At 69.9% G+C, this 26663-nt stretch carries 26 protein-coding genes; 24 read left to right on the plus strand and 2 right to left on the minus strand.

All coding sequences use genetic code 11. The features are described 5' to 3' along the window. The first annotated feature begins 2 nt into the window (after window positions 1–2). The 3 genes from SPR02S_RS19620 to ftsH all read left to right on the plus strand — a co-directional run bounded on the left by SPR02S_RS19620 (window position 3) and on the right by ftsH (window position 6216). Window positions 3–2453 (plus strand): [protein-PII] uridylyltransferase, encoded by a 2451-nt coding sequence (locus tag SPR02S_RS19620; RefSeq protein WP_019058692.1) that lies wholly within the window; start codon window positions 3–5, stop codon window positions 2451–2453. Window positions 2454–2534: 81 nt separating this feature from the next. Next, complete coding sequence (gene ffh, locus SPR02S_RS19625; RefSeq protein ID WP_019058693.1) at window positions 2535–4088, plus strand: signal recognition particle protein; 1554 nt, start codon at window positions 2535–2537, stop codon at window positions 4086–4088. Between the two features lie 190 nt (window positions 4089–4278). After that, window positions 4279–6216, plus strand: coding sequence for an ATP-dependent zinc metalloprotease FtsH (gene ftsH / locus SPR02S_RS19630; protein WP_019058694.1), 1938 nt, complete (start codon window positions 4279–4281; stop codon window positions 6214–6216). A 33-nt stretch (window positions 6217–6249) separates the two neighbouring features. Here the strand turns inward: ftsH and SPR02S_RS19635 are convergent, their stop codons facing one another. Then, on the minus strand, window positions 6250–7107 hold the full coding sequence (locus tag SPR02S_RS19635) for a class I SAM-dependent methyltransferase (RefSeq protein WP_174447552.1): 858 nt from the start codon (window positions 7105–7107) through the stop codon (window positions 6250–6252). 198 nt (window positions 7108–7305) lie between these two features. Here SPR02S_RS19635 and proS point away from each other — a divergent pair, with 198 nt between their 5' ends. The 18 genes from proS (at window position 7306) to SPR02S_RS19725 (ending at window position 22672) form a co-directional block, all read left to right on the plus strand. Continuing rightward, a complete protein-coding gene (proS, locus tag SPR02S_RS19640) occupies window positions 7306–8721 on the plus strand; it encodes a proline--tRNA ligase (RefSeq protein WP_026150701.1) in 1416 nt (471 codons plus the stop codon). A 260-nt stretch (window positions 8722–8981) separates the two neighbouring features. Continuing rightward, window positions 8982–9578 carry a hypothetical protein gene (locus tag SPR02S_RS19645; RefSeq protein WP_019058697.1) on the plus strand — a complete coding sequence of 199 codons (597 nt, stop codon included), beginning with the start codon at window positions 8982–8984 and terminating at the stop codon, window positions 9576–9578. A gap of 276 nt (window positions 9579–9854) precedes the next feature. Continuing rightward, the gene (gene rpsP / locus SPR02S_RS19650) at window positions 9855–10274 is read left to right on the plus strand and encodes a 30S ribosomal protein S16 (protein ID WP_019058698.1); all 420 of its coding nucleotides are present in this window, start codon (window positions 9855–9857) and stop codon (window positions 10272–10274) included. A 2-nt stretch (window positions 10275–10276) separates the two neighbouring features. Next, window positions 10277–10516, plus strand: coding sequence for an RNA-binding protein (locus tag SPR02S_RS19655; protein ID WP_005479813.1), 240 nt, complete (start codon window positions 10277–10279; stop codon window positions 10514–10516). Between the two features lie 82 nt (window positions 10517–10598). Next, entirely contained in the window at window positions 10599–11159 is a 561-nt protein-coding gene (gene rimM / locus SPR02S_RS19660; RefSeq protein WP_019058699.1) for a ribosome maturation factor RimM, read from the plus strand. Continuing rightward, window positions 11156–11989 carry a tRNA (guanosine(37)-N1)-methyltransferase TrmD gene (gene trmD / locus SPR02S_RS19665; protein WP_019058700.1) on the plus strand — a complete coding sequence of 278 codons (834 nt, stop codon included), beginning with the start codon at window positions 11156–11158 and terminating at the stop codon, window positions 11987–11989. The genes rimM and trmD overlap by 4 nt, the downstream gene beginning before the upstream one ends. Before the next feature lie 133 nt (window positions 11990–12122). After that, window positions 12123–12473 (plus strand): 50S ribosomal protein L19, encoded by a 351-nt coding sequence (gene rplS / locus SPR02S_RS19670; RefSeq protein ID WP_019058701.1) that lies wholly within the window; start codon window positions 12123–12125, stop codon window positions 12471–12473. Between the two features lie 45 nt (window positions 12474–12518). Beyond that, a complete protein-coding gene (gene lepB, locus SPR02S_RS19675) occupies window positions 12519–13235 on the plus strand; it encodes a signal peptidase I (protein WP_019058702.1) in 717 nt (238 codons plus the stop codon). Then, a complete protein-coding gene (gene lepB / locus SPR02S_RS19680; RefSeq protein WP_019058703.1) occupies window positions 13228–14349 on the plus strand; it encodes a signal peptidase I in 1122 nt (373 codons plus the stop codon). Before lepB (SPR02S_RS19675) ends, lepB (SPR02S_RS19680) begins: the two co-directional genes overlap by 8 nt. Beyond that, complete coding sequence (gene lepB / locus SPR02S_RS19685) at window positions 14237–15211, plus strand: signal peptidase I (RefSeq protein WP_078622942.1); 975 nt, start codon at window positions 14237–14239, stop codon at window positions 15209–15211. Before lepB (SPR02S_RS19680) ends, lepB (SPR02S_RS19685) begins: the two co-directional genes overlap by 113 nt. A 78-nt stretch (window positions 15212–15289) precedes the next feature. Beyond that, the gene (gene lepB / locus SPR02S_RS19690) at window positions 15290–16069 is read left to right on the plus strand and encodes a signal peptidase I (protein WP_019058705.1); all 780 of its coding nucleotides are present in this window, start codon (window positions 15290–15292) and stop codon (window positions 16067–16069) included. Next, window positions 16059–16598, plus strand: a complete 540-nt coding sequence (locus SPR02S_RS19695; RefSeq protein ID WP_019058706.1) for an NUDIX hydrolase — start codon at window positions 16059–16061, stop codon at window positions 16596–16598. The genes lepB (SPR02S_RS19690) and SPR02S_RS19695 overlap by 11 nt, the downstream gene beginning before the upstream one ends. 56 nt (window positions 16599–16654) lie before the next feature. Continuing rightward, entirely contained in the window at window positions 16655–16963 is a 309-nt protein-coding gene (locus SPR02S_RS19700; RefSeq protein ID WP_003965949.1) for a DUF2469 domain-containing protein, read from the plus strand. Window positions 16964–17105: 142 nt separating this feature from the next. Beyond that, complete coding sequence (locus SPR02S_RS19705) at window positions 17106–17468, plus strand: YraN family protein (protein WP_019058707.1); 363 nt, start codon at window positions 17106–17108, stop codon at window positions 17466–17468. Between the two features lies 1 nt (window position 17469). Beyond that, window positions 17470–19095 carry a YifB family Mg chelatase-like AAA ATPase gene (locus SPR02S_RS19710; RefSeq protein ID WP_026150703.1) on the plus strand — a complete coding sequence of 542 codons (1626 nt, stop codon included), beginning with the start codon at window positions 17470–17472 and terminating at the stop codon, window positions 19093–19095. Window positions 19096–19649: 554 nt separating this feature from the next. Continuing rightward, a complete protein-coding gene (gene dprA / locus SPR02S_RS55965; RefSeq protein ID WP_245607581.1) occupies window positions 19650–20882 on the plus strand; it encodes a DNA-processing protein DprA in 1233 nt (410 codons plus the stop codon). Window positions 20883–21153: 271 nt separating this feature from the next. Then, on the plus strand, window positions 21154–21996 hold the full coding sequence (whiG, locus tag SPR02S_RS19720; protein ID WP_019058710.1) for an RNA polymerase sigma factor WhiG: 843 nt from the start codon (window positions 21154–21156) through the stop codon (window positions 21994–21996). Between the two features lie 118 nt (window positions 21997–22114). Further along, window positions 22115–22672 carry a TetR/AcrR family transcriptional regulator gene (locus SPR02S_RS19725; protein WP_019058711.1) on the plus strand — a complete coding sequence of 186 codons (558 nt, stop codon included), beginning with the start codon at window positions 22115–22117 and terminating at the stop codon, window positions 22670–22672. Window positions 22673–22721: 49 nt separating this feature from the next. Here the strand turns inward: SPR02S_RS19725 and SPR02S_RS19730 are convergent, their stop codons facing one another. Next, a complete protein-coding gene (locus SPR02S_RS19730) occupies window positions 22722–23297 on the minus strand; it encodes a murein hydrolase activator EnvC family protein (protein WP_043258383.1) in 576 nt (191 codons plus the stop codon). Window positions 23298–23575: 278 nt separating this feature from the next. Between SPR02S_RS19730 and rpsB the strand changes: the two genes are divergently transcribed. The 3 genes from rpsB to pyrH all read left to right on the plus strand — a co-directional run bounded on the left by rpsB (window position 23576) and on the right by pyrH (window position 26541). After that, on the plus strand, window positions 23576–24550 hold the full coding sequence (gene rpsB, locus SPR02S_RS19735; protein WP_019058713.1) for a 30S ribosomal protein S2: 975 nt from the start codon (window positions 23576–23578) through the stop codon (window positions 24548–24550). Window positions 24551–24741: 191 nt separating this feature from the next. Further along, on the plus strand, window positions 24742–25578 hold the full coding sequence (gene tsf / locus SPR02S_RS19740; RefSeq protein WP_019058714.1) for a translation elongation factor Ts: 837 nt from the start codon (window positions 24742–24744) through the stop codon (window positions 25576–25578). A gap of 204 nt (window positions 25579–25782) precedes the next feature. Next, on the plus strand, window positions 25783–26541 hold the full coding sequence (pyrH, locus tag SPR02S_RS19745) for a UMP kinase (protein ID WP_019058715.1): 759 nt from the start codon (window positions 25783–25785) through the stop codon (window positions 26539–26541). Window positions 26542–26663 lie beyond the last annotated feature (122 nt).

The raw sequence follows: 26663 nt of genomic DNA on the forward strand, positions 1-26663 counted from the left end.
GGGTGACGAGTACGGACGTGCGCAAGGATGCAGAGGACTCCGGACCCAGCGGCTACGCGGCGGCCCGGCTGCGCCTCCTCACTGAGGGGGTGCGGTCCGGGCCGCCGCGCCGTGCTGCCCTCGCCGAACTGACCGACGACTGGCTGACCGGCCTCTTCACCGCCGGCTCCGAGGCCCTCAAGGGCGTCTCCCTCGTCGCCGTCGGCGGCTACGGCCGCGGCGAGCTCTCCCCGCGCAGCGACCTCGATCTGCTCCTCCTGCACGACGGCAGCGACTCCGGCGCGGTCGCGGCCCTGGCCGACCGCATCTGGTACCCGGTCTGGGACCTCGGCCTCGCCCTCGACCACTCCGTCCGCACCCCGTCCGAGGCCCGCAAGACCGCCGGCGAGGACCTCAAGGTCCAACTCGGCCTCCTCGACGCCCGCCACATCGCCGGCGACCTCGGCCTCACCGCCGGATTGCGTACGGCCGTCCTCGCCGACTGGCGCAACCAGGCGCCCAAGCGCCTCCCCGAACTCCAGGAACTCTGCGCCGAACGCGCCGAGCGCCAGGGCGAGTTGCAGTACCTCCTCGAACCCGACCTCAAGGAGGCCCGCGGCGGCCTGCGCGACGCCACCGCGCTGCGCGCCGTAGCCGCCTCCTGGCTCGCCGACGCCCCGCGCGAAGGCCTCGCCGACGCCCGCCGCCGCCTCCTCGACGTGCGCGACGCGCTGCACCTCACCACCGGCCGCGCGACCGACCGGCTCGCACTCCAGGAGCAGGACCAGGTCGCCGCCGAGCTGGGCCTCCTCGACGCGGACACCCTGCTGCGGCAGGTCTACGAAGCGGCGCGTGTCGTGTCGTACGCCAGTGATGTCACCTGGCGTGAAGTCGGACGCGTGCTGCGGTCCCGTGCCGTGCGGCCGAGGCTGCGCGCGATGCTCGGCGGGGGCGCCAAACCCGCCACCGAGCGCTCCCCGCTCGCCGAAGGCGTGGTCGAGCAGGACGGCGAGGTGGTGCTCGCCCGCGCCGCGCGCCCCGAGCGCGACCCCGTTCTTCCGCTGCGCGCCGCCGCTGCCGCCGCGCAGGCCGGACTTCCGCTCTCCCTGCACGCCGTACGGCGCCTCGCGGCCACCGTGCGCCCGTTGCCCACGCCCTGGCCCGCCGAGGCGCGCGAACAGCTCGTGACGCTGCTCGGTTCCGGACAGCCCACGGTGGACGTGTGGGAGGCGCTGGAGGCGGAGGGCCTGATCACGCGGCTCCTCCCCGACTGGGAGCGGGTGCGCTGCCGCCCGCAGCGCAACGCCGTGCACATCTGGACCGTCGACCGGCACCTCATCGAAACCGCCGTCCGCGCCTCGGAGTTCGCCCGCCGCGTCAGCCGCCCCGACCTGTTGCTGGTCGCCGCGCTGCTGCACGACATCGGCAAGGGCTGGCCCGGCGACCACTCGGTGGCCGGCGAGATCATCGCCAAGGACGTGGCCGCCCGCATCGGCTTCGACCGCGCGGAAGTCGCCGTACTCGCCACCCTCGTACGTCATCACCTGCTGCTCATCGAGACGGCCACCCGGCGCGACCTGGAGGACCCGGCGACGGTCCGTTCGGTCGCCGAGGCGGTCGGTACGACGAGCACGCTTGAGCTGCTGCACGCGCTGACCGAGGCGGACGCGCTGGCCACCGGACCGGCCGCCTGGTCGTCCTGGCGGGCCGGCCTCGTCACCGACCTGGTGAAGCGGGTCGCCGCCGTCCTCTCCGGGGACGCCCCCGAGGAGCCCGAGGCGGGCGCGGCCACCGCCGAACAGGAGCGCCTCGCGATCGAGGCCGTGGCGACCGGCGGCCCGGTGCTCGCGCTCCGCGCCCAGACCGAACCTCCGTCCGAGGACGAGCCCGCCGGCGATCCCGAACCCCTCGGCGTGGAACTCCTGATCGCCGTCCCCGACCAGCCGGGCGTGCTCCCCGCGGTCGCCGGCGTCCTGGCGATGCACCGCCTGACGGTCCGTACGGCGGAGCTGCGCGCGCTGGACCTGCCAGACGGCGTGGAGGGTTCTGTCCTGCTGCTGAACTGGCGGGTCGCCGCCGAGTACGGCTCACTGCCCCAGGCCGCCCGGCTGCGCGCCGATCTCGTACGCGCCCTGGACGGTTCGTTCGACATCGCGGGCCGCCTCGCCGAGCGCGACGCCGCGTATCCGCGCCGCCGTGGTGTCGTGGCCCCGCCGGCCCGCGTGACGGTCGCCGCGGCGGCCTCCCGGCACGCGACGGTCATCGAGGTGCGCGCGCATGACGCCCCGGGGCTGCTGCACCGCATCGGGCGGGCGCTGGACGAGGCGAAGGTCCGGGTACGCAGCATGCACGTCAGCACGCTGGGCTCGAACGCGGTGGACGCCTTCTACGTCACCGGCGCGGAGGGCGCGCCGCTGCCGGGGGACGAGGCCACGGCGGTGGCGCGCAAACTGGAGGAAACCCTGCGGGCCTGACCCGTGACCCGCTCTTGTGCGACCGGGATACCCTGGAGGGCGATTCCCCAATAGCCACCGACCCCGAGGACCGCGAGCGCCGTGTTCGATACTCTCTCTGATCGCCTCTCAGCCACTTTCAAGAACCTGCGCGGCAAGGGACGGCTCTCCGAGGCGGACATCGACGCCACCGCGCGTGAGATCCGGATCGCGTTGCTGGAAGCGGACGTGGCGCTGCCCGTCGTCCGTACGTTCATCAAGAACGTCAAGGACCGCGCCCTCGACTCCGACGTCAACAAGGCGCTGAACCCGGCCCAGCAGGTTCTGAAGATCGTCAACGACGAGCTCGTCACGATCCTCGGCGGCGAGACCCGGCGTCTCCGCTTCGCCAAGAACCCGCCCACCGTGATCATGCTCGCGGGTCTCCAGGGTGCCGGTAAGACGACCCTCGCGGGCAAGCTCGGCAAGTGGCTCAAGGACCAGGGGCACTCGCCGCTGCTCGTCGCCGCCGACCTCCAGCGCCCGAACGCCGTGAACCAGCTGAGCGTCGTCGCCGAGCGCGCCGGGGTCGCGGTCTACGCGCCCGAGCCGGGCAACGGCGTCGGTGACCCGGTCAAGGTCGCCAAGGACTCCATCGAGTTCGCGAAGTCCAAGGTCCACGACATCGTGATCGTGGACACCGCGGGCCGCCTCGGCATCGACCAGGAACTGATGCAGCAGGCCGCGGACATCCGCGACGCGGTCTCGCCCGACGAGATCCTCTTCGTCGTCGACGCGATGATCGGTCAGGACGCGGTCAACACCGCCGAGTCCTTCCGCGACGGCGTCGGCTTCGACGGCGTGGTCCTGTCGAAGCTCGACGGTGACGCCCGCGGTGGTGCGGCCCTGTCGATCGCCTCGGTCACCGGCAAGCCGATCATGTTCGCGTCGAACGGTGAGAAGCTCGACGACTTCGACGCCTTCCACCCGGACCGGATGGCCTCCCGCATCCTCGACATGGGTGACCTGCTCACCCTGATCGAGCAGGCGGAGAAGACGTTCAGCCAAGAAGAGGCCGAGAAGATGGCCTCCAAGCTGGCGTCCAAGAAGGGCCAGGACTTCACCCTCGACGACTTCCTGTCCCAGATGGAACAGGTCAGGAAGATGGGCAGCATCAGCAAGCTGCTCGGCATGCTCCCCGGCATGGGCCAGATCAAGGACCAGATCAACAACCTGGACGAGCGGGACGTCGACCGCACGGCCGCGATCATCAAGTCGATGACCCCGGGCGAGCGCGCCGAGCCGACCATCATCAACGGCTCGCGTCGCGCCCGTATCGCCAAGGGTTCCGGCGTCGAGGTCAGCGCCGTGAAGGGCCTGGTCGAGCGGTTCTTCGAGGCCCGCAAGATGATGTCCCGCATGGCGCAGGGCGGCGGGATGCCCGGCATGCCGGGGATGCCGGGCATGGGCGGCGGCCCCGGCCGCACCAAGAAGCAGCCCAAGCAGGCCAAGGGCAAGCAGCGCTCCGGCAACCCGATGAAGCGCAAGCAGCAGGAACTGGAAGAGGCCAAGCGCCGCGAGGCCGGCGCCGCTCCGGGCGGCAACGCGTTCGGCCTGCCCGAGCAGGGCGGCCAGGACTTCGAGCTGCCGGACGAGTTCAAGAAGTTCATGGGCTGACGGTTCGTGGGCTGAGCCTCAGAAGCTTCATGGGCTGAGCTTGAGAAGCTTTATGGGCTGAGCTTGAGAGCCTTCATAGGCTGACAGCCCGTCTTCTACGTCGCCGAGGGCGCCCTCCTTTAGGAGGGCGCCCTCGGCGCATGCTCATGCTGGGCGTGCCGACGCCTGGCCCGTGTCGTAACGTCCCGATATGACCAACCCCGCGCCGCCGCGCAAGTCTCCCGACCAGCCCTGGCGTACCGAGGGCACCCCGGACGAGCCCCCGAAGCCGTCGCCGGGCGGGAAGAAGATGCGCGGCGGCTGGTGGAGCCTGATCCTCACCGCACTGGTCGTGTACCTGGTCGCGAACCTGATCCTGTCGTTCTTCAACGAGGGCGACGAACCGACCATCTCGTACACGGAGTTCAGCAAGCAGGTCGACGCGGGCAACGTCACCAAGATCTACGCCAAGGGCAACGCGATCCAGGGCCAGCTCAAGAAGGGCCAGGACAACCCGGACGGCGACGGCAAGTACACCAAGTTCGACACCGAGCGGCCGACCTTCGCGGACGACCAGCTCTGGGAGGACCTGACCAAGCACAACGTCACCGTCACGGCCGAACCCGTCGTGCAGCACCGAAGCTTTCTGGCCAATCTGCTGATCTCGCTGGCCCCGATGCTGCTCCTGGTCGTCCTGTGGCTCTTCATCGCGCGGCGGATGAGCTCGGGGCTCGGCGGCGCGGGCGGCATGCTCGGCCGCAAGGCCCCGCCCAAGCCGGTCGAGCTGGAGCCGGGCAAGCAGCGCACGACCTTCGAGGACGTGGCCGGCATCGACGAGGTCGAGGGCGAGCTGAACGACGTCGTCGACTTCCTCAAGAACCCGGACGCGTACCGCAAGATGGGCGCCAAGATGCCCCGGGGCGTGCTGCTCTCGGGTCCGCCCGGCACCGGAAAGACGCTGCTCGCGCGGGCGGTCGCGGGGGAGGCCGGGGTGCCGTTCTTCTCGGCCTCGGCCTCCGAGTTCATCGAGATGATCGTCGGTGTCGGTGCCTCACGCGTGCGTGAACTGTTCGCGGAGGCCCGCAAGGTGGCCCCCTCGATCATCTTCATCGACGAGATCGACACCATCGGCCGGGCCCGCGGCGGCGGCAGCGGCATGGGCGGTCACGACGAGCGCGAGCAGACCCTGAACCAGATCCTCACCGAGATGGACGGTTTCTCCGGCTCCGAGGGCGTCATCGTCATCGCCGCGACCAACCGCGCAGACGTCCTGGACCCGGCCCTCACCCGCCCCGGCCGCTTCGACCGCGTGGTCGTCGTCTCGCCGCCCGACCGGGGTGGCCGCGAGGCGATCCTGGAGATCCACACCCGCGAGATCCCGCTCGCGAAAGACGTGAACCTCGCCCAGGTCGCCCGCACGACCCCGGGCATGACCGGCGCCGAACTCGCCAACCTCGCCAACGAGGCCGCCCTCCTCGCGGTCAAGCGCAAGCAGGACCAGGTCACCCAGTCCGACCTCTCCGAAGCCCTGGAGAAGGTCCAACTGGGCGCCGAACGCCCGCTGGTGATGCCCGAGGAGGAACGCCGCCGCACCGCCTACCACGAGAGCGGCCACGCCCTCCTGGGCATGCTCCAGCCCGGCGCCGACCCGGTCCGCAAGATCACCATCGTCCCGCGCGGAAGGGCACTCGGCGTCACGCTCTCGACGCCGGACGCGGACAAATACGCGTACACCGAGGAGTACCTGCGTGGCCGCATCATCGGTGCCCTCGGCGGCATGGCCGCGGAACAGGTCGTCTACGGGGTGATCACCACCGGTGCCGAGAACGACCTCGAACAGGTCACCAACATCGCGCGCGGGATGGTCGCCCGCTGGGGCATGAGCGAACGCGTCGGCCGCCTCTCCGCCCTCCCCAGCGACGCCCAGCAGGCCTACGGCCTCTCCGCCGCGCCGCAGACCCTGGACGTGATCGACGACGAGATGCGCCGCATCGTCGACGAGTGCTACGACGAGGCGATCCGTAAACTCGGCGACCACCGCGGCCAGTTGGACTCCCTCGCGGCGGCCCTCCTGGAGAACGAGACCCTGGAGGAGACGGACGCGTACCGCATCGCGGGCGTCACGCGCCTCTTCAAGGAAGAGCCGTAGTCATCCTCGGGTCGTACGCGCGCTGAGTCATCCTCAGGTCGTACGCGCGATCAGATACCGGAAGACGTTCGGCATCCACACCGTCCCGTCCGGCCGTCGATACGGATGCAATGCCTCCGCCAACTCCTTGTCCACCTGTGCCTGGTCCGTCGCGACGATCGCCGCGTCGAAGAGCCCCGTCGACAGCAGCCCCCGTAGGGCACTCTCGACATCGGCGTACCCGAAGGGGCACGCCACCCGGCCCGAGCCGTCCGGCCTGAGGCCCGCGCGGTGGGCGACCTCCTCCAGGTCGTCGCGCAGCACCGGGCGCGGGCTGCCCGTGCCGCGCAGCGGGTCCGCCAGCCTGGTGGCCACCCGCAGCACGGACGCGGTCGCACAGCGCTCCGGCGGACCCCAGCCCGTCAGCACCACGGGCGTCCCGCGCGCGGCGAGCGGGGTCGCGGCGCCGAGCACGTCGCCGAGTCCCTCCGAGTCGCCCGCGAGACACCCGATGGGCTCGAAGGCGGTCACCAGGGTGTACGCGGGCGTCTCCGCGCCGGCCGCGTCCCTGGGGGAGCCGTGGACGAGCCGGGTGTGCGCACGCGCGCGTGGGGACCAGGCGGTCGGCAACAGCCGCTCACGGGCGAGGGCCAGGCGCTCGGGGGAGAAGCGCTCGACACCGGTGACCGTCGCTCCTCTGGAGGCCGCCATCAGCAGGGCGAGCCCGGAACCGCAGCCGAGGCCGAGCAGCCGGGTGCCGGGTCCCACTTCCAGTCGCTCGTAGACCGCTTCGTAGAGCGGTACCAGCATCCGCTCCTGGATCTCGGACCAGTCACGCGCGCGTGCATCCAGGTCCACGCGGGGCACTGGCCCCGCGTGAGGCAGGTAGTGCCGCACGAGCGTAGGTGTCATGGAAAGCGCCCCAATCCGCCGAGAGATGTGGCCGTGCCCGTTTCCGAGGCCCCCGTGATGTGCGCCCGCACTTCCCCCGTATGCCAGCAAACTCCGCACGCGCTACGGCGTCCAGGGGTTGTGGGGCCCGGCTTGTGGCTTCCCTGTGCGAGTGGCGAGAATTCACATGACGGCAACGTGGACCCGTACCATCGCGCCATGGCCAAGGCACCCGTACTCACACCCCGGGCGGACGACTTCCCCCGCTGGTACCAGGATCTGATCAGCAAGGCCGAGCTGGCCGACAACGGCCCGGTGCGCGGCTCCATGGTGATCCGACCGTACGGGTACGGCATTTGGGAGCGGATGCAGGCCGAGATGGACGCCCGCATCAAGGAGACGGGTACCGAGAACGCGTACTTTCCGCTGCTGATCCCGCAGTCGTATCTCGCCCGCGAGGCCGACCACGTCGAGGGCTTCGCGCCCGAGCTGGCCGTGGTCACGCACGGCGGCGGCAAGGAGTTGGAGGAGCCCGCGGTCGTCCGGCCCACCTCCGAGATGATCATCAACGAGTACTTCTCGAAGTGGGTGCAGAGCTACCGTGACCTGCCCCTGCTGATCAACCAGTGGGCGAACGTGGTCCGTTGGGAACTTCGCCCCCGGCTCTTCCTCCGTACGAGCGAGTTCCTCTGGCAAGAGGGTCACACGGCGCACGCGACCTACGAGGAGGCGCGCGACTTCGCCGCGCACATCCACCGCCAGGTGTACGAGGACTTCATGGTCAACGTCCTCGCGATGGACGTCGTACCGGGCCGCAAGACGGTCAAGGAGCGGTTCGCGGGCGCGATCAACACCCTCACCCTCGAAGGGATGATGGGCGACGGCAAGGCGTTGCAGATGGCGACCAGTCACGAGCTGGGCCAGAACTTCGCCAAGGCCTTCAACACCCAGTACCTGTCCAAGGAGGGCAAGCAGGAACTGGTCTGGCAGACCTCCTGGGGCTCCACCACCCGCATGATCGGCGCCCTGGTGATGATGCACGGCGACGACGACGGACTCCGGGTGCCGCCGCGGCTGGCGCAGATCCAGGTCGTCGTCCTCGCGATCAAGGGCGACGAGGCGGTTCTGGCCAAGGTCCGCGAGCTCGGGGACCGGCTGAAGGCGGCGGGTGTCCGTGTGCGTGTCGACGACCGCACGGACGTGCCCTTCGGGCGCCGGGCCGTCGACTGGGAGCTCAAGGGCGTACCCGTACGGATCGAGATCGGGCCCCGTGACCTGGAGAACGGCACCGCGATGCTGGCCCGCCGGATCCCGGGAGGCAAGGAGCCGGTGGCGATCGACTCCCTCGTAGAGCTGCTTCCCGTCCTCCTTGAGGAGGACCAGGCGCTGCTGCTGAAGCAGTCCCGCGAGCGGCGCGAGTCCCGCACCTCCGAGGTGTCGACGATCGGGGAGGCCGTCGAGGCCGCCACCGCCGGCGGCTGGGCGCGTATCCCGTGGGCGACGCTCGGCGAAGAAGGCGAGGCCGAGCTGGCCGAGCACGCGGTGACCGTACGGTGTCTGGTCGCCGAGGACGGGTCGGTGCCGGACGACGACAAGGCGCCCGGTAACGTCGCGGTCGTCGCCCGCGCTTACTGAAGCGGTGGGCTCCGGCGGGAGAGCGACCGAAACGACCCTTGCGCAACGGCGGACATCAGCTCACCCGGCGCGCGGACAGCGTCTACGCGCCGGGTCGTACGTGGGCCTACGCACCACCTTGTGCTGAGCTGTGAAGCTTCTCCGCAGATCAGCGCACCCGCCCTCCTCCGGACGCATCAGCGGCAACTGACGGGTACGTGCAAATTATTTGGGATGCCCCGGAATCGGAACACAGGGGCACTCCGGCTCGTTGTCATTACGTGAGCACGACACAGACACCACCTGTTCTCGCCGCAGAGCTGGCAGAGGCGTGGGCCGATATTCAGCGGTACCACCCCGAACTGCCCGATCTGGCCGCGCCCGAGTCCCTGATCGGAGAGTCGTCGTCCGCCTGCGGACACGAGCTCTCCTTCGAGCGACTGCTCCATGAGGCAGTCCATGGCATCGCCGCTTCGCGCGGCGTGCGTGACACGTCCCGTGCCGGCCGCTACCACAACCGCAGATTCCTTGCGATCGCCGAGGAGCTGGGCCTGGACCACCCCGACGAACCGCATCCCAGCAGCGGCTTCTCGCTGGTCCAGCTCAACCCCGAGGCAAAGCGGCGCTACCGGCCCACCATCGAGCGCCTCCAGCGCGCGCTCAAGGCCCACACCGTCGCCACCTCGGCCGACACCTCCCGTACGTTCCGCGGCCCGGCCGCCCGGCACGGCTCGTCCGGTGGCGGCGTCCGCGTCAAGGCGGTCTGCGACTGCGGTCGTAACGTACGGGTCGTCCCGTCGGTGCTGGCCCAGGCGCCGATCGTGTGCGGGGGCTGCGGCAAGCCCTTCCGCATCCCGGAGGTCGTGGGCGCGGCCTGAGGACGCGGCTGCTCGTGGCAGCCGCATCCCGCAGGTCGGGTTGCGCACACCCGCGCCGGTCACCTCCCGGCGCCGGGTGTCGCTTCCGTATGGGCGGGGGCATCCTCCCCGGTCGGGCGGGCCGCCAGGGTGTGGCACAATGGCTAGCTGTACTCGACAGCCGCACAGGAACCCTCTCGCCTCCGGCTGACGCGTCCATCGGGCACTCGGGTACCGCAACCCCACGCGGCCATCTCGCCGTGCCCAACCACGTCAAAACCAGGAGAACCCACTCCCGTGGCAGTCAAGATCAAGTTGAAGCGTCTGGGCAAGATCCGTTCGCCTCACTACCGCATCGTCGTCGCCGACTCCCGTACCCGCCGTGATGGCCGGGCCATCGAGGAGATCGGTCTGTACCACCCGGTGCAGAACCCCTCGCGCATCGAGGTCGACACGGACCGCGCGCAGTACTGGCTGAGTGTCGGCGCGCAGCCGACCGAGCCCGTGCTCGCCATCCTGAAGCTCACCGGCGACTGGCAGAAGTTCAAGGGCCTGCCGGCCCCGGCTCCGCTGCTCGTGGCCGAGCCGAAGGCCGCGCGCCCGGTGTTCGACGCCCTCGGTGGCGATGACTCGGGCAAGGGTGAGGCGATCACCCAGAAGAAGAAGGCCGACAAGAAGGACGAGGCTGCGGCCGAGTCCGAGTCGACCGAGGCCTGAGCATGCTCGAGGAGGCTCTCGAGCACCTCGTGAAGGGCATCGTGGACAACCCCGACGATGTGCAGGTCGCCTCGCGCGACCTGCGTCGTGGGCGCGTGCTGGAGGTCCGGGTGCACCCCGACGACCTCGGCAAGGTGATCGGTCGCAACGGCCGTACCGCTCGCGCTCTGCGCACCGTCGTGGGCGCCATCGGCGGCCGAGGTGTCCGCGTCGACCTTGTCGACGTGGACCACGTCCGCTGACGTTTATCGCACACCGGCTCGGGCCGGGGAGGGCCTGCGGGCCGTCCCCGGCCCGTCGTCGTACTACAGGAGATCAAGCACAGTGCAGCTGGTAGTCGCTCGTATCGGCCGTGCCCACGGCATCAAGGGCGAGGTCACCGTCGAGGTACGCACCGACGAGCCGGAGCTCAGGCTCGCGCCCGGCGCCGTCCTGGCCACCGAACCCGCCTCCACCGGCCCCCTGACCATCGAGACGGGCCGCGTCCACAGCGGCCGCCTCATCCTCCGCTTCGAGGGCGTCAGCGACCGCACCGGCGCCGAGGCCCTGCGCAACACCCTCCTGATCGCCGAGATCGACCCGGAGGAGCTGCCGGAGGAGGAGGACGAGTACTACGACCACCAGCTGATGGACCTCGACGTCGTCACCAAGGACGGCGAGGAGGTCGGCCGGATCACCGAGATCTCGCACCTGCCCTCCCAGGACCTCTTCATCGTCGAGCGGCCCGACGGCAGCGAGGTGATGATCCCGTTCGTCGAGTCGATCGTCATCGAGATCGACCTGGAGGAGCAGCGCGCGGTCATCGACCCGCCGCACGGCCTGATCGACGACCAGGCGGAGATCGTGTCCTCCAAGGACGACTCTTCCGAGGACGCCGACGCATGAGGCTCGACGTCGTCACGATCTTCCCCGAGTACCTCGAACCGCTGAACGTCTCCCTCGTCGGCAAGGCACGCGCGCGTGGACAGCTGAATGTGCACGTGCATGATCTGCGCTCCTGGACCTACGACCGCCACAACACGGTCGACGACACCCCCTACGGCGGCGGCCCCGGCATGGTCATGAAGACCGAGCCCTGGGGCGACGCCCTGGACTCCGTCCTGGCCGACGGCTACGAGACGGGCTCCGGTGCGCCCGCGCTCATCGTGCCCACGCCCAGCGGCCGACCCTTCACCCAGGAACTCGCCGTGGAACTCTCCGAGCGCCCCTGGCTGGTCTTCACGCCCGCCCGGTACGAAGGCATCGACCGGCGGGTCATCGACGAGTACGCGACCCGGATGCCCGTCTACGAGGTGTCCATCGGCGACTATGTGCTCGCCGGCGGCGAGGCGGCCGTCCTGGTCGTCACGGAGGCTGTGGCACGGCTGCTGCCGGGTGTCCTGGGCAACGCCGAGTCGCACCGCGACGACTCCTTCGCGCCCGGGGCCATGGCCAACCTCCTGGAGGGGCCGATCTACACCAAGCCGCCCCAGTGGCGCGGCCAGGGGATCCCGGACGTGCTGCTCAGCGGACACCACGGCAAGATCGCCCGCTGGCGGCGCGACGAGGCGCTCAAGCGCACGGCCGCTCACCGGCCCGACCTGATCGAGCGCTGCGAGCCCAAGACCTTCGACAAGAAGGACCGCGAGATGCTCTCGATCCTGGGCTGGTCACCGGACCCGGCGGGGGAGCCGTACGGCCGATTTTGGCGCAGGCCGGACGGCGTGGAAGAATAGGTCGCTGTTGTGCGTCGTCCGGCGTGCGCCCCTGCCACAGGGGGACATGACGCCCGCCCCGACACGGACAGCATCCTTCCCTTCACCTATCTCCCGTCGGTGACCTGTGGCATCGATGAAGAAAGCAGACGAAATGTCCCACCTGCTCGACATCGTCGACGGCGCCTCGCTGCGCACCGACATCCCGGCCTTCCGCCCGGGTGACACCGTCAACGTCCACGTCCGCGTCATCGAGGGCAACCGCTCCCGTGTGCAGCAGTTCAAGGGCGTAGTCATCCGTCGCCAGGGCGCCGGTGTCCGCGAGACCTTCACGGTCCGCAAGGTCTCGTTCTCCGTCGGCGTCGAGCGCACCTTCCCGGTGCACACCCCGATCGTCGAGAAGATCGAGCTCGTGACCCGTGGTGACGTCCGTCGCGCGAAGCTGTACTACCTCCGTGACCTGCGCGGCAAGGCCGCGAAGATCAAGGAGAAGCGCGACAACTGAGCTTGATACGGGGTTCATATCGGGGCCGGATAGCATCTGGCTCCGATGGACACCGAAGCACAGCACACGGAGCGCGACCGCTCCTCCCGCCCTTCCGACTCCGAGGCCACCTCGGACACCGAAGGGCCGGAGGACCGGTCGCGTTTCGCGTTGGTGTCGCGGGTCGCCGAGTGGCTGCCCGGCGGCCGGATCACCCTGACTGCCCTGGTCTGTCTGGTGTTTCTGCTGCTGCTCAACACCTTCTTGCTGCAGCCATTCCACATTCCTAGCGGATCCATGGAATCCGGATTGAGGATCGGCGACCGCGTTCTCGTAAATAAGTTGGCGTACCGTTTTGGTGCTCATCCGCGGCGCGGCGACATCGTGGTGTTCGACGGAACCGGCTATTTCGGGGACGCCGACTACATCAAGCGCGTTGTGGGTGTGGGGGGAGACCACGTGGTCTGCTGCGACGAGAAGGGGAGGCTCCAGGTGAACGGGCGGTCGGTCGACGAGACGGCGTTCCTGTACCCCGGTGACGCTCCGTCCACCGTGGCTTTCGACGTGGTCGTGCCCGACGGCACGCTGTTCGTCCTCGGTGACCACCGCGGCGACTCAAGTGACTCCCGGGACCACCTGGGCGACCCGGGCGGAGGCATGATTCCTGTTGGTGACGTCATCGGGCGAGCCGACTGGGTCGTCTGGCCCGCCGGGCACTGGACCCACCTCGTCCGACCCGGCGCCTACGCGCGCGTACCCGCCGCGGACGGCGCCCATGGGTAACCGCGGCAAGCCCCGAGGCGCCACGCCGCCGGGCGGCTCCTTCGGGAACGAGAACCTGCTGCCGACCGGTTTCCGGCGCGCGGGCGCGGGCGCGCTCGCCCCGGCCGGGGGAGCCGGCCGCAGCCGGGCCGAGCGGCGCAAGCTCCAGCGCAAGGTCAAGCGGCGCAGACGGCGCTCCGCGGTCCGGGAGATACCGCTCCTGGTCGGCGTCGCGGTCCTCATAGCCCTCGTCCTGAAGACCTTCCTCCTCCAGGCGTTCGTGATCCCGTCGGGCTCCATGGAGCAGACGATCCGGATCGGCGACCGTGTCCTGGTCGACAAGTTCACCCCGTGGTTCGGCTCCGAGCCCAAGCGCGGCGACGTCGTCGTCTTCCACGACCCGGGCGGCTGGCTCGCGGACGAACAGACCACCAAGAAGAACGACCCCATCGTGGTCAAGCAGGTCAAGGAAGGCCTCCAGTTCATCGGCCTGCTGCCGTCCGACAACGAGAAGGACCTCATCAAGCGGGTCATCGGCGTCGGCGGTGACCACGTCAAGTGCTGTGACGCGCAGGGCCGGGTGACCGTCAACGGCGTTCCGCTGACCGAGGCCGACTACCTGTATCCGGGGAACGCCCCGTCCGAAACGAAGTTCGACATCACCGTCCCCAAGGGCCGGTTGTGGGTGATGGGCGACCACCGCGGCAACTCGGCGGACTCCCGAGCCCACCAGAACACCAGCTACGGAGGCACGGTCGCGCTCAGTTCGGTGGTCGGGCGGGCCAAGGTGATCGCCTGGCCCATGGGCCACTGGACCAGCCTGAACGAACCTAAAACCTTCGCATCGGTTTCCAACTCCGTGTCGGGGACGACCGCCGGTCCCGAACTGTCGCATAGGGTTGCCCCGGTCGATCCGAACGGATCGGTCCAACTCCCGAGCCCTGCGGAACTCCCGCTCGTTATGGGAGTGGTGGGCCTGCGCCGAGGATGGGGCAGGCGGTGGCACAGAGTAAGGAGTTGGCGTGGGGGATGTGGCGGTTGGCGCACGGTCCGGACACGACGGCGAGGAGCACCGCGGACGTCCCGTGGAAGCACCCGACCCGGTCGCGGACAGCGCCGTGACCTCCGGGAGTGACTCCGGAGCTGACGAGGACGGTACGGCGCCGGGCGACGCGACCCGCACCGAGGAACAGGGGCCGGGCGACTCCACCCCCCAGCCGAGGAAGCCGCGCTCCTTCTGGAAGGAGCTGCCGATCCTGGTGGTCATCGCGCTCGTCCTCGCGCTGTTGATCAAGACGTTCCTGGTGCAGGCGTTCTCGATCCCCTCCGACTCGATGCAGAACACCCTCCAGCAGGGTGACCGCGTCCTGGTCGACAAGCTCACCCCGTGGTTCGGTTCCGAGCCCGAGCGCGGTGAGGTCGTCGTCTTCCACGACCCGGACAACTGGCTGGCGGGCGAGCCGGCGGCGAACCCCAACGCCCTGCAGACGGTGCTCAGTTGGATCGGCCTGATGCCGTCCGCGCAGGAGAAGGACCTCATCAAGCGGGTCATCGGCGTCGGCGGCGACACCATCTCCTGCAGCGGCACGGGCCCGCTGACGGTCAACGGCAAGGCGCTGAACGAGCCGTACGTCTACCCCGGCAACACCCCTTGCACCAACGACGACCAGGGCGGCCAGTTCACCGTCAAGGTCCCCAAGGGCGACATCTGGGTGATGGGCGACCACCGGCAGAACTCGCGGGACTCGCGCTACAACCAGTCCGACAAGCACCACGGCATGGTCCCGGTGAAGGAGGTCGTCGGCCGCGCGATCGTCAAGGCCTGGCCCATCAACCGCTGGGGCACGCTGCCGATCCCGGACACCTTCGACCAGGCGGGCATCAACACCCGGGCCTCCGCCTCCCGGCTCCTGACGGCCGCGCCGGAGGGCCTCGCCCTCGTCGGTGTCCTGCCGTTGGTCCTGTGGCGCCGCAAGCGGTCGGGCAAGGACGAGTAAAGGCCTTGTAGAGCTTGTGACCTTGGTCCCGGAGGAAGGGCTGACCACCCTCGGTACCGCCGGGTAGGGTGCGGACCCATGGGTGGCGAGAGCGCAACACGTACGGCCCCGCGTACCGGCGGTGGCACAGGCAAGGGCCCGGTGGGCAGCCGGACCGGACAGCGGTTGTCCGGACTGGCCGTCGCGCTGGGCCTTGTGCTGTTCCTCGGAGGCTTCGGCTGGGGAGCGGTGGTCTACCGGCCGTACACGGTGCCGACCGGTTCGATGACGCCGACGATCGACGCGGGCGACCGGGTGCTGGCCCAGCGGGTCGACGGCGACGAGGTGCACCGCGGCGACGTCGTCGTCTTCACGGACAAGACCTGGGTGACGAACGCGCCCGTGGTCAAGCGCGTGGTCGCCGTCGGCGGGGACACCGTCTCCTGCTGCACGAACGGCAAGCTGGTCGTCAACGGCAAGCAGATCGCCGAGGACTACCTCAAGGGCGGGCCGGCCGAGATCAAGACGATCCCCGCGGTGAAGGTCCCCAAGGGCCGCCTCTTCCTCCTCGGCGACGAACGCCAGGGCTCCCTGGACTCCAGCGCCCACCTCACGGACGTCGCCGCCGGCACCGTCGCGAGCAGCGCCGTGAGCGCCCGCGTGGACGCCGTCGTCTGGCCCATGAAGGGCATGCTGGAGCGCCCCACCGGCTTCGAGCCGCTCGGCAGCCTCTCCCACCCCGGCCCGCTGAGCACGATCATCGCCGTGATCGTCGCGGGCGGGGTCCTCGTCCTCGGCGGCGGCGCCTACGGCCCGATCGCCAAGCTGGCGGCCGGCCGCCGCGCTCGCACCAGGACGGAGCCCGCCGGTGCCCGCTGAGGCCACCGAGGAGGGCGCCTACGGCGACTCGTACGAGGGCGGTCTGCGCAAGGTCGCCCGGGTGATCCTCCTCGACCCGCAGGACCGCATCCTGCTGCTCCACGGCCATGAGCCGGACGATCCGTCCGACGACTGGTGGTTCACGCCGGGCGGCGGCCTGGAGGGCGACGAGACCCACGAGGAGGCGGCGCTACGGGAACTCGCGGAGGAGACCGGCATCACCCAGGTCGAACTCGGCCCGGTGCTGTGGACGCGGACGTGTTCCTTCCCGTTCGCGGGCCGCCGCTGGGACCAGGACGAGTGGTACTACCTGGCCAGGACGTCCGCCACGGCCGAGGGCGTACCCGGCGCCACGGCCCTCACCGAGCTGGAGCGCCGCAGCGTCTCCGGAGCGCGTTGGTGGACGTACCGGGAACTGGACCGGGCGCATGAGACGGTGTATCCGACCAGACTCGCCGAGCTGCTCCGCAGGCTGCTCGACGAAGGTCCCCCGGCCGGGCCCGTGACCCTCGACACCGAAATCGTCTAGGGGCTTACGGGACTGGCGCACAATGGTGGGATCGCACGGGTGAAGGGGAACATGCCATGAGCGCCGAGGACCTCGAAAAGTACGAGACCGAGATGGAGCTGAAGCTCTACCGGGAGTACCGCGATGTCGTCGGTCTGTTCAAATATGTGATCGAGACCGAACGGCGCTTCTACCTCACCAATGACTACGAGATGCAGGTGCACTCGGTTCAGGGCGAGGTGTTCTTCGAGGTGTCCATGGCGGATGCCTGGGTGTGGGACATGTATCGACCGGCTCGCTTCGTGAAACAGGTCCGCGTGCTCACGTTCAAGGACGTGAACATCGAGGAGCTGAACAAGAGCGATCTGGAGCTGCCGGGCGGGTGACGGCGGTGCGGTGACGGCGGCTGCCCGCGGGGTGGCTTTCACCCGTGTGGGTGACGGAGTTCTCCACAATCACTGAACGGTCCACCAAGATCCACTTGGTGGACCGTTCTGCGTGACGGTTGGTGCCGGAGGTGGTGCCGACATGAACGCACGCAGTGCACTCGGCGAGTACGGCGAGACGGTGGCCGCAGGACGGCTGATCGCGGCCGGTATGACGGTCCTGGAGCGCAACTGGCGCTGTGGCAGGACCGGAGAGATCGACATCGTGGCGCGGGACGGCGACGTCCTGGTGGTCTGCGAGGTCAAGACCCGGCGGAGGGGCGCCTTCCAGCACCCGATGGCCGCCGTCACACCCCAGAAGGCGGAGCGCCTACGCGGCCTCGCCGAGCGGTGGATCCACGCGCACGGCGGAGCCCCGCCGGGAGGGGTCCGGATCGACCTGGTGGGCGTCGTCGTGCCCCGGCGCGGCAGGGCCGTGGTCGAGCACGCCCGGGGGGTGTTCTGAGATGGGGTTCGCTCGTACGTGTTCGGTGGCTCTGGTGGGCGTCGAGGGCGTGGTCGTCGAGGTGCAGGCCGACCTCGAACCGGGCGTCGCGGCGTTCACGCTGGTGGGGCTGCCCGACAAGAGCCTGACGGAGAGCAAGGACCGGGTGCGGGCCGCGGTCGTCAACTCGGGAGCGCCCTGGCCGCAGAAGAAACTGACCGTCGGGCTCAGCCCGGCGTCGGTGCCGAAGAGCGGCAGCGGGTTCGACCTCGCTGTGGCGGCGGCCGTCCTCGGTGCGGCCGAGCGGATCGATCCGCGCGTGCTCGCCGACATCGTGATGATCGGCGAACTGGGCCTGGACGGGCGGGTCCGGCCGGTCCGGGGCATCCTGCCCGCCGTGCTGGCCGCCGCGGACTCCGGATACGAGCAGGTCGTCGTCCCGGAGTGCGCCGCCGCCGAGGCGTCGCTCGTGCCCGGGGTGTCCGTCCTGGGCGTCCGCACCCTGCGGCAGCTGATCGCCGTACTAGCCGACGAACCCGTACCCGACGAGGACCCGGACGAACTGGGACGCCCGGACCCGCTGCTCGCCGGGCTGCGTATGCCCGGCACGGGAGCTGCCACCGGGATGCACAGTGTGGGCGCGTCCCAGCACGACCCGGGGCACGATCTCGCCGATGTCGTCGGCCAGTTCTCGGCGCGGACGGCGGTGGAGGTATCGGCGGCCGGCGGCCATCACCTGTTCCTCGAAGGCCCACCGGGGGCCGGTAAGACGATGCTCGCGGAGCGGCTGCCCGCGGTCCTGCCCCGGCTCGACCGGCAGGAGTCCCTGGAAGTCACGGCGGTCCACTCGGTGGCGGGCCTGCTGCCGCCGGGCAAACCCCTGATCGACGTCGCTCCCTACTGCGCCCCGCACCACTCGGCCACGATGCAGGCCCTCGTCGGCGGCGGACAGGGGATCGCACGGCCCGGGGCGGTGTCGCTGTCTCATCGAGGCGTCCTGTTCCTTGATGAGACACCGGAGTTCAGCGGTCAGGCGCTGGATGCGCTACGGCAGCCACTTGAGGCCGGGCATGTGGTGATCGCGCGCAGCGCGGGCGTGGTCCGGTTCCCGGCGAGGTTCCTGATGGTGCTCGCGGCCAACCCCTGTCCGTGCGGCCGTTTCTCGCAGACCGACGACCTGTGCGAGTGCGCGCCGATGTCGATCCGGAGGTACCAGGCCAGGCTCTCCGGGCCGTTGCTCGACCGGGTGGACCTGCGGGTGGAGGTGGACCGTGTCACGCGTGACCAGCTCACCGGGCGCGGTTCGCGGGGCGAGTCCACGGCGACGGTCGCGGATCGGGTACGGGCGGCCAGGGAGCGGGCGGCGGCGCGGCTCGCGGACACGCCCTGGCGCACCAACAGCGAGGTGCCCGGCCGCGAACTGCGCAGCCGCTGGCACGCCGAGCGCGGCGCGATGGACGAGGCCGAGCGCAGCCTGGAGCGCGGCGCGCTCACCGCGCGCGGGCTCGACCGGGTACTGCGCGTCGCCTGGACGGTCGCGGACCTCGTCGGCCACGACCGACCCGGCGCGACGGATGTAGCCCTCGCGCTCCAACTGCGCACGGGCGTACCGCGAGGCGTGCCGATGGCTATCGGGGCGATGACGTGACCCGGGCCGATGGCTCGGGCGGGGTCAATGACGGGATGGGGGTCGATGGGTGGGCCGGGAGTTCTGATCGGGCTGGGGCTGATGGTGCTGGCGGGGCCAATGGCCGGACCGGGATCGGGGGCGCGACTGGGGGCGACGGCCGGATGGGGGTCGATGGCTGGGCCGGGAGTTCTGAGCGGGCCGGGATTGATGGCGCTGGCGGTGCCGAAGGCCGGACCGGGACCGATGGCGCGACCGGGGCCGATGACCGGATGGGGGTCGATGGCTGGGCTGGGAGTCCTGATCGCGCTGGGGCCGATGGCGTGGGCGGGGCCAATGACCGGGCCCGGATCGAGGGCGCGACCGGGACCGGTCAACTGAGCGGGGCCGATGGCTGGGTCGGAACCACTGGCGCGACCGGGGCCGATGGCCGCGTCCGCGCCGATGGCCGGGACGGGACCGGTGATGCGATCGGGGCCGACCACGTGACCTGGGCCGATGACATGACCCGGGCCGGTGACACGGGCGGGGTCAATGACGGGACGGGGGGCGATGGCCGGGTCGGAGCCGACCACGTGACCTGGGCTGATGACCGGGTCGGGACCGGTGGCCTGGCCGGGGCCGACGACGCGATCGGGGTTCATGACCGGACCGGGGCCCAAGACGCGGGCGACGATCTGCTCGCCCGCGTCTTTCTGGCCCGGGTCGTCGAACCCGGGGACGAGGTCGCCGGTCGGTGGGTCCGGGAGCTGGGGGCCGTTGAGGTCGCCCGGCGGTTCGGGAACGGAGGGCCGCAGCTCACCGGGGTGACCGACAAGCGGTGGGCCGGGCTGTGCGCGCGGGCCGGACTGGTCGAGCCCGGGCGGGACTTGGCCGTCGCACACGATGCCGGCGTCCGGTTCGTGTGTCCCGGTGATGTCGAGTGGCCCGCCCAGCTCGACGATCTCGGGGACGCGCGGCCGATCGGACTGTGGGTGCGCGGGCATCCCAACCTGCGGGTGTTGGCACTCAAGTCGGTCGCCGTCGTCGGCGCCCGCGCCTGCACCGAGTACGGCGCGCACATGGCGGCCACCCTCGCCGCCGGACTGGCCGAACGCGGCTGGGTGGTCGTGTCCGGCGGAGCCTACGGAGTCGACGGTGCCGCCCATCGCGGCGCCCTCGGCGCGACCGACGTCACCGTCGCCGTGCTTGCCTGCGGCGTCGATCGGCCTTACCCGCGCGGGCATGCCGAGTTGATCCGGAGGATCGCCGAACAGGGGCTCGTGGTCGGCGAGTTGCCGCCCGGCGAGCATCCGACGCCGAGCAGGTTCATCCTCCGGAACCGGGTGATCGCCGCGCTCACCAGGGGCACCGTGGTGGTCGAGGCCGCGTACCGGAGCGGGTCGCTCGTCACGGCGCGGGCCGCGCAGCGGTTGGGGCGCCACACGATGGGGGTGCCCGGGCCTGCCACAAGTGCACTGTCCGCCGGGGTGCACGAACTGCTGCGCGGGGACGCGGTACTGGTCACCGACGTGGCGGAAATCGTCGAACTGGTCGGCGGCATGGGCGAACTGGCCCCCGACCGACGCGGACCGGTGCTCCCGCGCGACCTGTTGGAACCGGCCGCCCGGCGCATCCTCGCCGCACTGCCCGGCAACAGGGCCGCGTTGCCACGGGAGATCGCGCGCGGCGCGCAGACCACGGAGGACGACGCGATCGCGAGACTGTACGAACTCCGAGCACTTGGTTACGTCGAACGACACGGCGACGGCTGGAAGTTGACACGCCAGGCGATGATCTCGGTCCGGCCCGATCGGGGGCGCCGTTGACCGAGCGTGTTCGGCCGTCCGGGGGAACCCCGACACCCTTGGGAATTCCCGCAGTTGGCGCATTTCGATGATCACGCAGAGCAATCGGAGTGCCCCGTTCCGGCACCCTCTCGAACGCGTCCGTGCCCGGTCCGAGCCCCGCCCTTCGCACACCGCGACACTCCAGTCACGCTACGCTCACGGGGATTCCGGCACAGACCGGCATCTCCCCATCACTCCGACAGCTCACCCAGGCACCCCCACTTCACGGCAGAACGGCACAAGGCGACGAATGCCCCAGCACACCTCCGGGTCCGACCGGGCGGCGATCCCCCCAGCCGCCCGTGACGGTGGCAGCGTCCGGCCGCCCGCTCCCTCGACGCTTGACGAGCTGTGGCGGTCGTACAAGACGACGGGCGATGAGCGGCTGCGTGAGCAGCTGATCCTGCACTACTCGCCGCTCGTGAAGTACGTCGCGGGACGGGTGAGCGTCGGGCTGCCGCCCAATGTGGAACAGGCGGACTTCGTGTCGTCGGGGGTGTTCGGACTGATCGACGCGATCGAGAAGTTCGACATCGAGCGGGAGATCAAGTTCGAGACGTACGCGATCACCCGCATCCGGGGCGCGATGATCGACGAACTGCGCGCGCTGGACTGGATTCCGCGCTCGGTGCGGCAGAAGGCGCGGAACGTGGAGCGGGCGTACGCCACGCTGGAGGCGCGGCTCAGGCGCACGCCCAGTGAGGGCGAGGTGGCCGCCGAGATGGGCATCGCGGTGGAGGAACTCCACGCCGTCTTCAGCCAGTTGTCGCTGGCGAACGTGGTCGCCCTGGAGGAGCTGCTGCACGCCGGCGGCGAGGGCGGCGACCGGCTCAGCCTGATGGACACCCTGGAGGACACCGCCGCCGACAACCCGGTGGAGGTGGCCGAAGGGCGGGAGCTGCGACGGTTCCTGGCGCGGGCGATCAACACATTGCCGGAGCGCGAGAAGACGGTCGTCACGCTGTACTACTACGAGGGCCTCACGCTCGCCGAGATCGGCAACGTGCTCGGGGTGACCGAGAGCCGGGTCAGCCAGATCCACACCAAGTCCGTGTTGCAGCTGCGCGCCAAGCTGGCGAGTTTCGGCCGTTGAGCAGAAGACGTACCGCCTTCTCGACCTCGCAGAATCGTGCCTGCATGGCCCTTGTCACTCCCGTCGGGCGTGGACCGTCCGTAGAGTGGTTGACGTGCCAAGGATTCGAGCGGCCTCCGTGGCCGAGCACCGGTCGATGCAGCGAGCCGCCCTGCTGGACGCGGCTCGTTCCCTGCTGTCCGAGGGTGGGACGGAGGCGCTGACGTTCCCGGCCCTGGCCGAGCGGACGGGGCTCGCGCGGTCGTCCGTGTACGAGTACTTCCGCTCCCGGGCCGCTGTCGTCGAGGAGCTGTGCGAGGTCGACTTTCCCGTGTGGGCGGCGGATGTGTCGGCGGCGATGCAACGTGCTGACTCGGCGGAGGGCAAGGTCGAGGCGTATGTGCGGCAGCAGCTTGCGTTGGTCGGGGATCGGCGGCATCGGGCTGTGGTTGCCATCTCGGCGAGTGAACTGGACGCCGGGGCGCGGGAGAAGATCCGGGCCGCGCATGGCGGGTTGGTGGCGATGATCGTCTCCGCGCTCGGGGAGATGGGGCATGGGGAGCCTCGGCTGGCGGCCATGTTGCTGCAAGGGGTTGTTGATGCGGCTGTGCGGCGGATTGAGTTGGGGGCCGCGGAGGATCCCTCGGTGATTACTGAGGCTGCGGTGAGTATGGCTTTGCGGGGCGTTCAGGGTTGAGTTTTGGCTGCGGGTTCGGTGGGGGCTGGTCGCGCAGTTCCCCGCGCCCCTAAAAGCCCAGCACCGGCAGCAAGCGTGACGGGCCTCTGGACAGCAGCCATGGGGGCAGTAGCTCCAGAGGGTCCAAGTACACCTCCCCTCTCAGCAAGCCCCAGTGCACGCACGACGTCGCGCAGTGCGAGCCGGTGACTTCCACCGTCCCCACCACTTCGCCCGCCGCCACCTCCTCCCCCTTCTTCACTGTCGCGCTCACCGGTTCGTAGGTCGTGCGGAGGTCCGTCCCGGTCAGTTCGACCGCGACCACCCCTCTCCCCGCCACCCGGCCAGCGAAGGACACCCGGCCCGGCGCCACCGCTCGTACCTCGGCGCCGGCCGGGGTCGCCAGGTCCACGCCTCGGTGGCCCCGGGCGTAGACCGTCGCCGGGGGCTCCCAGCCTCGTAGGACCAGAGGGTGTGAGCCGACCGGCCAGGTGCTCGCGATCGCCGGTACGGAGGGGATGGGGATCCCGGGTGTCGGGGGAGGGGTGTCGCTGGCTCGGGCCGTGCAGGCCAGCAGGGTCAGGAGGAGGGCCAGTAGTAAGGCGAGGCCAATACGCACAGGTCGGTCATCTCGTCGCATCCGCATGGCACAAACCGTGCCGTACCCGTGCCGATATGGCCGGGACCTGTGGACCGGCGAGGGGCTGTGGACAACGGCGTCACCCGGTGCCTCGCGGGTCCCGTACACTTCCTTTGGCGATCCGGGTCACCGGGTCGACTTCGCACGCCCCGGCATCCGGTCCTCCGTCGCAAGACGAAACCGGTGTCAGCGCTCCTCGGTCCTCTGGGCACGCGCACGTGGGCGTCAGGCGCGAGTGCCGTCCGGTGCTCGCGGCACAACCGAGTAAATCAAGGAGAACGGCCATGGCCGTCGTCACGATGCGGGAGCTGCTGGAAAGCGGCGTCCACTTCGGTCACCAGACCCGTCGTTGGAACCCGAAAATGAAGCGCTTCATCTTCACGGAGCGCAACGGCATCTACATCATCGACCTGCTCCAGTCGCTGTCGTACATCGACCGCGCCTACGAGTTCGTCAAGGAGACCGTCGCCCACGGCGGCACGGTCATGTTCGTCGGCACGAAGAAGCAGGCGCAGGAGGCCATCGCCGAGCAGGCCACCCGCGTCGGCATGCCCTACGTCAACCAGCGCTGGCTGGGCGGCATGCTCACCAACTTCTCCACCGTCTACAAGCGTCTGCAGCGCCTCAAGGAGCTCGAGCAGATCGACTTCGAGGACGTCGCCGCGTCCGGTCTCACCAAGAAGGAGCTTCTCGTGCTCTCGCGCGAGAAGGCCAAGCTGGAGAAGACCCTCGGTGGTATCCGCGAGATGTCCAAGGTTCCCAGCGCCGTCTGGATCGTGGACACCAAGAAGGAGCACATCGCGGTCGGTGAGGCCCGGAAGCTCAACATTCCGGTCGTCGCCATCCTCGACACGAACTGCGACCCCGACGAGGTCGACTACAAGATCCCGGGCAACGACGACGCGATCCGCTCCGTCACCCTGCTCACCCGCGTGATCGCCGACGCCGTCGCCGAGGGCCTCATCAGCCGCTCCGGTGTCGCCGCCGAGGCCAAGGGTGACAAGGCCGCCGGCGAGCCGCTCGCCGCGTGGGAGCGCGACCTGCTCGAGGGCGAGAAGAAGCCTGACGAGGCTCCGGCCGCCGAGGCCGAGGTGCAGACCTCTGCCGAGACGGAGAAGGTCGCCGACGCCGAGCAGGCCGACGAGGCTCCGGTTGCCGCCGAGGCCGCCGCCGAGGTCGTCGAGACCCCCGCCGCCGAGGTCGAGGCCCCCGCCGCCGAGGTCGAGGCCGCTCCGGCCGCCGAGGCCGAGCAGGCCTGACCCGGCCAACGGCCTGACCTTCCGGGCCAAAGGGCTGACTGAAGTGACGGCGGGTGGTGCGGACCGCGCCACCCGCCGTTCACTCACAGCCCCTAGATCTTCGTAGCCCGTAGATCTTTGGCGGAAGCCCGCTCACCACGCGGCCGCCGCCGACTTCGAGACTTCGAACTCCGAGAAGAGATTTTCAGATCATGGCGAACTACACCGCCGCCGACGTCAAGAAGCTCCGCGAGCTCACCGGCGCCGGCATGATGGACTGCAAGAAGGCCCTGGACGAGGCCGACGGCAACGTCGAGAAGGCCGTCGAGGCGCTCCGTATCAAGGGCCAGAAGGGCGTCGCCAAGCGCGAGGGCCGCTCCGCCGAGAACGGCGCCGTGGTCTCCGTCATCGCCGACGACAACACCTCCGGTGTCCTGGTCGAGCTGAAGTGCGAGACGGACTTCGTCGCCAAGGGCGAGAAGTTCCAGGCCGTCGCCAACCAGATCGCCCAGCACGTCGCCGCCACCTCCCCGGCCGACATCGAGGCGCTCCTCGCCTCCGAGATCGAGTCCGGCAAGACGGTTCAGGCGTTCGTCGACGAGGCCAACGCGAACCTGGGCGAGAAGATCGTCCTGGACCGCTTCGCCCAGTACACCGACGGCTACGTCTCCGCGTACATGCACCGCACGATGCCCGACCTGCCCCCGCAGATCGGTGTCCTCGTCGAGCTGGACAAGCCGAACGCCGAGGTCGCCCGCGGTGTCGCCCAGCACATCGCCGCCTTCGCGCCGAAGTACCTGGCCAAGGAAGACGTGCCGGCCGAGGTCGTCGAGTCCGAGCGCCGCATCGCCGAGGAGGTCACCCGCGCCGAGGGCAAGCCCGAGGCCGCGATCGCCAAGATCGTCGAGGGTCGCGTCAACGGCTTCTTCAAGGACGCGACGGTGCTCGGTCAACCGTACGCGCTCGACCCCAAGAAGTCCGTCCAGAAGGTTCTGGACGAGGCGGGTGTCACCCTGAAGCGCTTCACGCGCATCAAGGTCGGCATCTGAGTCCGTACCGCGATCGACGCGCGGCGCCCCGCGGAATCCCGCTAGGGTCGTCAGCAGTCGAGCCGGTACGCCGTCGCGCACGCGCGCGTGGCGGACGACAGCAGATCTGACGAGGAGGCCATTGCCGAGCATGGGATGCGAACCACACCCCACCGGCAGTGGCCTTCTTCGTATGTGCGACCACGTAAAAGAGGCGAGAACGTCATGACCACCAAGCCCCAGAAGACCGACGACGGCAAGGTACGCGGCCGGTTCATGTTGAAGCTGTCCGGAGAGGCCTTCTCCGGCGGCGGTGGCCTGGGCGTCGACCCCGATGTGGTGCACAAGATCGCCCGTGAGATCGCGGCCGTCGTACGGGACGGCGCGGAGGTCGCCGTCGTCATCGGCGGCGGCAACTTCTTCCGCGGCGCCGAGCTCCAGCAGCGCGGCATGGACCGGGCCCGCTCCGACTACATGGGCATGCTCGGCACGGTGATGAACTGCCTCGCCCTCCAGGACTTCCTGGAGAAGGAGGGCATCGACAGCCGCGTCCAGACCGCCATCACCATGGGTCAGGTCGCGGAGCCGTACATCCCGCTGCGCGCCGTGCGCCACCTGGAGAAGGGCCGCGTGGTCATCTTCGGCGCCGGTATGGGCATGCCGTACTTCTCCACCGACACCACCGCCGCCCAGCGCGCCCTGGAGATCAACGCCGAGGCGCTGCTGATGGGCAAGAACGGCGTGGACGGGGTCTACGACTCCGACCCGAAGACCAACTCCGAGGCCGTCAAGTTCGACTCGCTCAGCTACGGCGAGGTCATCACCCAGGACCTGAAGGTCGCGGACATGACCGCCATCACGCTGTGCCGCGACAACAAGCTTCCGATCCTGGTCTTCGAGCTTCTGGCGGAGGGCAATATCGCCCGCGCCGTCAAGGGTGAGAAGATCGGCACGCTTGTGGGTGACCAAGGCAGCCAGGGCTGATGACCCTGACCGGGGGATGGACAATGTCCTGCCGGTCGGGAACCGTGCAGGAAGAAGACGCGACGCAGCCGGCCGCCGACGCCGACACAGCACAGCAGCCGGGCCTACTCAAGACACGCAGG

Source organism: Streptomyces prunicolor NBRC 13075 (genome assembly GCF_000367365.1).
GTDB classification, from domain to species: Bacteria; Actinomycetota; Actinomycetes; order Streptomycetales; family Streptomycetaceae; genus Streptomyces; species Streptomyces prunicolor.

What these genes read in the sequence shown, in the direction of transcription:
- whiG (WP_019058710.1), top strand. Translation starts at nt 21,154, where the DNA reads ATGCCCCAGCACACCTCCGGGTCCGACCGGGCGGCGATCCCCCCAGCC.
- proS (WP_026150701.1), top strand. Translation starts at nt 7,306, where the DNA reads ATGGCCAAGGCACCCGTACTCACACCCCGGGCGGACGACTTCCCCCGC.
- SPR02S_RS19700 (WP_003965949.1), top strand. Translation starts at nt 16,655, where the DNA reads ATGAGCGCCGAGGACCTCGAAAAGTACGAGACCGAGATGGAGCTGAAG.
- pyrH (WP_019058715.1), top strand. Translation starts at nt 25,783, where the DNA reads ATGACCACCAAGCCCCAGAAGACCGACGACGGCAAGGTACGCGGCCGG.
- SPR02S_RS19730 (WP_043258383.1), bottom strand. Translation starts at nt 23,297, where the DNA reads ATGCGGATGCGACGAGATGACCGACCTGTGCGTATTGGCCTCGCCTTA.
- lepB (WP_019058702.1), top strand. Translation starts at nt 12,519, where the DNA reads ATGGACACCGAAGCACAGCACACGGAGCGCGACCGCTCCTCCCGCCCT.
- lepB (WP_019058705.1), top strand. Translation starts at nt 15,290, where the DNA reads ATGGGTGGCGAGAGCGCAACACGTACGGCCCCGCGTACCGGCGGTGGC.
- lepB (WP_019058703.1), top strand. Translation starts at nt 13,228, where the DNA reads ATGGGTAACCGCGGCAAGCCCCGAGGCGCCACGCCGCCGGGCGGCTCC.
- SPR02S_RS19710 (WP_026150703.1), top strand. Translation starts at nt 17,470, where the DNA reads ATGGGGTTCGCTCGTACGTGTTCGGTGGCTCTGGTGGGCGTCGAGGGC.
- tsf (WP_019058714.1), top strand. Translation starts at nt 24,742, where the DNA reads ATGGCGAACTACACCGCCGCCGACGTCAAGAAGCTCCGCGAGCTCACC.
- SPR02S_RS19705 (WP_019058707.1), top strand. Translation starts at nt 17,106, where the DNA reads ATGAACGCACGCAGTGCACTCGGCGAGTACGGCGAGACGGTGGCCGCA.
- rplS (WP_019058701.1), top strand. Translation starts at nt 12,123, where the DNA reads ATGTCCCACCTGCTCGACATCGTCGACGGCGCCTCGCTGCGCACCGAC.
- SPR02S_RS19655 (WP_005479813.1), top strand. Translation starts at nt 10,277, where the DNA reads ATGCTCGAGGAGGCTCTCGAGCACCTCGTGAAGGGCATCGTGGACAAC.
- trmD (WP_019058700.1), top strand. Translation starts at nt 11,156, where the DNA reads ATGAGGCTCGACGTCGTCACGATCTTCCCCGAGTACCTCGAACCGCTG.
- rpsB (WP_019058713.1), top strand. Translation starts at nt 23,576, where the DNA reads ATGGCCGTCGTCACGATGCGGGAGCTGCTGGAAAGCGGCGTCCACTTC.
- SPR02S_RS19635 (WP_174447552.1), bottom strand. Translation starts at nt 7,107, where the DNA reads ATGACACCTACGCTCGTGCGGCACTACCTGCCTCACGCGGGGCCAGTG.
- ftsH (WP_019058694.1), top strand. Translation starts at nt 4,279, where the DNA reads ATGACCAACCCCGCGCCGCCGCGCAAGTCTCCCGACCAGCCCTGGCGT.